Origin of the sequence: Vibrio tasmaniensis (assembly GCF_024347635.1) — a bacterium.
In the GTDB taxonomy this organism is placed as follows: Bacteria; Pseudomonadota; Gammaproteobacteria; order Enterobacterales; family Vibrionaceae; genus Vibrio; species Vibrio tasmaniensis.
In genome coordinates this window covers 1,706,661-1,712,157 of record NZ_AP025510.1, presented here as the reverse complement: position 1 = coordinate 1,712,157, position 5,497 = coordinate 1,706,661, and the positions used below count along the sequence as shown (strand labels likewise).

At 42.7% G+C, this 5,497-nt stretch carries 6 protein-coding genes; 1 reads left to right on the top strand and 5 read right to left on the bottom strand.

Annotated features, from left to right (window positions below; translation table 11 throughout):
- Positions 1 to 92: 92 nt before the first annotated feature.
- Positions 93 to 1,286 carry a class I SAM-dependent methyltransferase gene (locus tag OCV44_RS07860; protein WP_139685812.1) on the bottom strand — a complete coding sequence of 398 codons (1,194 nt, stop codon included), beginning with the start codon at positions 1,284 to 1,286 and terminating at the stop codon, positions 93 to 95.
- A gap of 129 nt (positions 1,287 to 1,415) precedes the next feature.
- Positions 1,416 to 2,819, bottom strand: a complete 1,404-nt coding sequence (locus OCV44_RS07855) for a methyl-accepting chemotaxis protein (RefSeq protein ID WP_139685811.1) — start codon at positions 2,817 to 2,819, stop codon at positions 1,416 to 1,418.
- Positions 2,820 to 2,907: 88 nt separating this feature from the next.
- Between OCV44_RS07855 and yccX the strand changes: the two genes are divergently transcribed.
- A complete protein-coding gene (gene yccX / locus OCV44_RS07850) occupies positions 2,908 to 3,198 on the top strand; it encodes an acylphosphatase (RefSeq protein ID WP_139685810.1) in 291 nt (96 codons plus the stop codon).
- Between the two features lie 58 nt (positions 3,199 to 3,256).
- Here yccX and OCV44_RS07845 read toward each other — a convergent pair whose 3' ends face one another.
- The 3 genes from OCV44_RS07845 to OCV44_RS07835 form a co-directional block, all read right to left on the bottom strand.
- Positions 3,257 to 3,586 (bottom strand): TusE/DsrC/DsvC family sulfur relay protein, encoded by a 330-nt coding sequence (locus OCV44_RS07845; protein ID WP_139685809.1) that lies wholly within the window; start codon positions 3,584 to 3,586, stop codon positions 3,257 to 3,259.
- A 160-nt stretch (positions 3,587 to 3,746) separates the two neighbouring features.
- Entirely contained in the window at positions 3,747 to 4,412 is a 666-nt protein-coding gene (locus tag OCV44_RS07840) for a Bax inhibitor-1/YccA family protein (RefSeq protein ID WP_012603870.1), read from the bottom strand.
- 314 nt (positions 4,413 to 4,726) lie between these two features.
- Positions 4,727 to 5,491 (bottom strand): amino acid ABC transporter ATP-binding protein, encoded by a 765-nt coding sequence (locus tag OCV44_RS07835; RefSeq protein WP_009846639.1) that lies wholly within the window; start codon positions 5,489 to 5,491, stop codon positions 4,727 to 4,729.
- Positions 5,492 to 5,497: the final 6 nt, after the last annotated feature.

Sequence of the window (5,497 nt, the reverse complement as noted above, 5' to 3'; positions counted from 1 at the left end):
ACAAAAAGGGCCGAAAGGCCCTTTTTTATATCTTAATCTAGTAAAGTAATTGCGCTTAAGAGACCTTACGTTGAGGTTGCAACACCCTACAGTTACAACACTTTACAAGCGAAGCCTTTTAGGTAGAAGCCTTCTGGGTACGCTGTATCTGTTAGGTGGTCAGCGGCTTGCTCGAAGCGCTCGACAAATTTTACTGTTCTGCCAGCGTCTAGAGCAGCGTCAGCGATGATTTTTTGGAATAAATCAGTGCCCATCAAGCCAGAGCAAGAGTAGGTGAGTAGAGTGCCACCAGGATTTAGGATTTGCATTGCAAGCATGTTTACATCTTTGTAGCCGTTAGCACCTGATGTTAGGTTGTTTTTGCTTGAAACGAACTTTGGTGGATCCATGATAACGACATCAAACTTAGTGCCTTGGTCTCGGTACTCTCGAAGCAGTTTGAATACGTCTGCGTTTAGGAATACAGCACGCTTTTTCGAGATATCAAATTCATTGAGTTCAGCGTTGAATTTAGCTGTATCTAGAGCAAGTTGAGATACGTCTGCGTTGATTACGCGTTTTGCGTCGCCTTTAAGCGCGTAAAGACCAAAGCCGCCAGTGTATGAGAAACAGTTAAGCACATCTTTGCCTTTAACATACTTCATTGACTCTTTACGGCTATCACGTTGGTCCATGTAGAAGCCAGTTTTGTGGCCTTCCATGATGTTTACGCTGATTTTGACGCCGTTCTCTTCAATTACCACTGATTTAGGTGGCTCTTCACCGTGAAGTACGCCAACAACTTGTTCTAGGCCTTCTTTTTTACGAACTGCTACGTCAGAACGCTCGTAAATGTTGCAGTCTGGGAAGCATTCAATCAAAGCTTCAACTAATACGCTCTTGTTAAATTCAGCACCGGCGCTAAGTAATTGACATACTAGGAAATTTTGATATTTGTCGATGGTGATACCTGGAAGGCCATCTGACTCTGCTGCAGTAAGACGGTAGCCAGTTAGGCCATCACGTTCAATGATATCTTCACGCAAAGATTGCGCGTCTTGAATTCGTTTTACGAAGAATGCTTTGTTGATCTCTTCTTTTTCAAATGTCCAAACACGAGCTCGAATTTGAGATTCCGGCGAGTAAGCCGCTTTTGCGAGCCACTGACCATTTTGAGCGTATACGTCTACAGTTTCACCTGATTGTGGCTCGCCTTCGACTTTATCGATACCGCGTGAAAATACCCATGGGTGTTTGCGGCGTAGTGATTTGTCACGGCCCTTAGCTAGATGAATTGAAGGAGTCATAATTTACTCTGTTTGTTGAATTTGAAGGAGGGGTATTGTCGGGGAAGTACAAGGGAAAAGCAAATAAGAAAGGGCTGCAAAAGCAGCCCTTGTATTGAACAATCATTAGATGGTGGCTAGATGTCAGTATTAAGCTTTAAGACCTGTCAGCAAACCTTCCATCGTATCGCTCTGCTTACGAAGTTGGTCAACGTTAGAGTTACTCTTACTGATCATCTCGCAGATGCCGTCTGATTGATGACGAATCTCTTCAACACTTTGTGCAATGTTATCCGCAACGACACCTTGCTCTTCTGCAGCAGTAGCAATTTGCGTACTACTATCAGAAATAGACTGGTTTTTCTCAGCTAAAGAACCGATCTCAACGTTCACTTCCGACATCAGTGTTTGGCCTTCATTGGCATTGTTTACTGTCACTTCCATCAGTTTTGTTAACGATTGACTGTTACGCTGTAATGACTCGATCATGCTCTGAATTTCAACTGTCGCTTGTTGAGTTCGTCCGGCAAGGGCGCGAACTTCATCAGCAACAACTGCAAAACCGCGGCCTTGCTCTCCAGCTCGAGCAGCTTCAATCGCAGCGTTTAGCGCTAACAGGTTAGTTTGTTCAGAGATACCATTGATAGTTGCGACTACTTCATCGATCTGCGCCGCATTAGCATCGAGTTCTTCTACTGCTTGCGAAGCCGATTGAATCTCTTGGGACAAGCTAGAGATCGATTCCAAAGTATTAGAAACCTTAACTTGACCACTTTGCGCGACACCGCGAGCGTCCATCGTTTGAGTGCTTGACTCATGGGCAAGGGTAGCGACTTCGCGAATCGTTGCTGCCATTTGTTCAGTTGCGCTCGCAAGGCTATTCAAATGCTCTTGTTGATTACTAGAGATATTTGAACTCTGTTGCGTTGATTGGTTTAAATCCGAACTGATCTGCTGCATGAGTGCAACAGACTCTTGGATTGAGAGAACCATGTTCTGTTCACGCTCCGCTACCTTATCGATAGTAATAGCAATTTCACTGAACTCATCGCGAACTAAAAAGTAGTTCATACGACAAGTTAAATCGCCACTCGCAAGTGTGCTGAGTGCTTTGTTCATTGAGAACATAGCACCACCGATGAAAGTCATGATGTAGTAAACACCCAGAGCGATAAGCGTTAGAGTTACTGCAATAATCGAAATCTGAGTCGTAGAAAGAGCTGACCAAAGATTTTGTTCATGGCTTGCGACTAAACTGAAGGCTCCATTCATGACAGAAACAGATCCTGCACCATATCCCAAAGAGATGGTTTCAGAATTACTAATGAGTTGAGACACCTGATCTTTAGTGAGTTGTCCAGCTTCAATCAGCCCTTTCATCAGGTGCAATTCATCCTGGTAAAGGTGGGCAAGTAAAGAGTCCGCGGCGCTATCTAAAACTAGAGTCAGTATAACCAGGGCGATAAGAGGTAATAAGAATAGTAGATAGAACTTTTCTTGGATTTTTAGGTGAATGAGATATTTGTCAATCCAACGAAACGGGATTTCTTTCATAATTGTAATACTCGAAGTAAGCCCACCAATAAATGGTGAATGAATAGAATCGCAACTATATCATCCATATAATTTATGAGGCAACGTTATGGATACTCTACAGTATATTTTTGTCGTGTCAGGCGTAGTTCAGTGTGTCGGATTTCGTTATCACACTAGTCGACAGGCGCAAGCTTTAGGCATTTCAGGCTATGCAAAGAACCTAAATGATGGTCGAGTTGAAGTGTTAGCTGTTGGAGAGGAGCGGCAATTGGAGAAGCTACACGCTTGGCTTCATATTGGCCCTTCTAGCGCAACAGTAAGCAAGGTAGTGATGCATCAAGTTATAGATAGTGATCTGCGGCAAGACGTAGGTGTAGGTGAGTTTAAAATACTGTAGTTATGGCACTACAGTATTGACCTTTTTACCTTGAGAGCAACCTAGCGCTATTTTAGTTCTACAAGCATTTTGCTGGTTTAGGTAAACCGGCGAGTTTGGTTGCTTGTTTTGCTGGACCTTTCTTGAATAATTTGAAGAGGTATTTGCTGTTACCTTTCTCAGGGCCGTGCGCTTTCTCCATCGCTTTAACAAGCATGCGAACGGCTGGAGATGTCTTGAATTCTTCGTAAAAGCTCCTTACAAAATGTACGACTTCTAAGTGTGCATCAGTAAGTTCAATTTCCTCATCTTGAGCAAGAATTTCAATCATACCTTCTTCCCATTGAGTGTAATCCAACAGATAACCTTGAGCGTCGGTTTCGATTTGCTTGCCGTTATATTCAAACATGTTTAATCCAGAGTCCAATTAACTATTCAGATAGGGTACATGACCAAGTTTATCTTTCTCAACAGAAATTGTAGCTATCTCAAAAAATATCGTACTTATAGTTACAAAAAAGCCCAAGAGATAGGCTCTTGGGCTAGATATCATTCAGTGATGGAAACGATTAGTCGTCGTTACCCATAATGCCTAAGATGCTTAGTAGGCTAATGAAGATGTTGTAGATCGATACATACAAGCTAATCGTTGCAGAGATGTAGTTCGTTTCACCACCACGAATGATGCTTTGCGTTGTTAGCAAGATTACACCAGTCGAGAATAGGATAAACATACCGCTCATTGCCAGTGATAGTAGTGGCATTTGTAAGAAGATGTTTGCGACCATGCCGACTAGCAGAACAACGAAACCAGCCATTAGCATACCGTTAAGGAATGAAAGGTCACGTTTTGTTGTTAGGGCGTAAGCAGACGCAGCCATAAATGCCAGTGCAGTACCGCCAAGTGCAGTTAGGATGACATCACCCATGCCTGCGCCAACATACATGTTTAAGATTGGACCTATGGTGTAGCCTAAGAAACCTGTAAATAGGAATGTGAAGACTAGACCCATGCTGTTGTCACGGTTCTTTTCTGTTAGGAAGAGAAGGCCGTAGAAACCAACTAGCATAATGATAAGACCAGGGCGAGGAAGGTTCATCGCCATAGATACGCCTGCTACTACAGCAGACCAAAGTAGTGTCATAGACAGTAGTGCGTAGGTGTTACGCAACACTTTATTGGTTTGCAGAGCACTTTCTTGAGATGCTGTGCGTGAAAACATAGGGCTGTTCATAATCTTCCTCGTAAGGTGACTTCAATAGTTATTAGTACATTTATGGGGCTGAAAGTTCGAAAAATCAAGTCTTTCATTCCTCTTCTATACCTAAAATAATAATCAAAATAGTCGGTTAAGTGTTTCTGAAGGTGTAACAAAGTATTTCTAACGACGTATAAAGTGTCGCTAACACTCGATGTTCAAACTTTTATAGTTATTGGCTAATGATTTATAACCATTGGAAAACGAACGATAACATCGAAAAATAAAAGGAACATAGAAAAATAAAGAGGCGACCTAAGCCGCCTCTATAGTTTATGCATCATAACACATTAATGGTGCAAGATTTGGCTCAAGAAGTTCTGCGTCCTGTCCGATTGTGGGTTTTCAAAGAAGTCGACAGGGTTGTTCTCTTCTATGATTTCACCTGCATCCATAAAGATAACGCGATCTGCAACCTCTTTAGCAAAGCCCATTTCGTGCGTTACACACAACATTGTCATGCCTTCTTCGGCCAATTCGACCATTACGTCCAATACTTCACGAACCATTTCTGGGTCTAGTGCCGATGTTGGTTCATCAAATAGCATAACCTGAGGGTTCATACACAAAGAACGAGCGATAGCTACACGCTGTTGTTGACCACCTGAAAGCTGACCAGGGAACTTATCTGCTTGCTCTGGGATTTTTACACGTTCAAGGAATTTCATCGCGATGGCTTCAGCTTCCTCTTTCGGCATCTTTTTGACCCAAATCGGAGCCAGAGTACAGTTTTCTAATACCGTAAGGTGAGGGAATAGGTTGAAGTGTTGAAAACACATACCTACATCTCGGCGCACGGCTTCGATGTTCTTCAGATCTTCCGTCAATTCATTACCTGAAACAAAGATATGACCTTTTTGGTGCTCTTCTAATCGGTTGATACAGCGGATCATCGTTGATTTACCCGAACCTGAAGGGCCACAGATAACGATTTTTTCGCCTTTTTTAACTTCTAGATTGATGTTCTTAAGTACGTGGAACTCACCGTACCACTTGTTCATGTCTTTCAACTCGATCATAAGACCTTGAGAGTTGTTTTCTGTCTGCTGCGTCATAATACG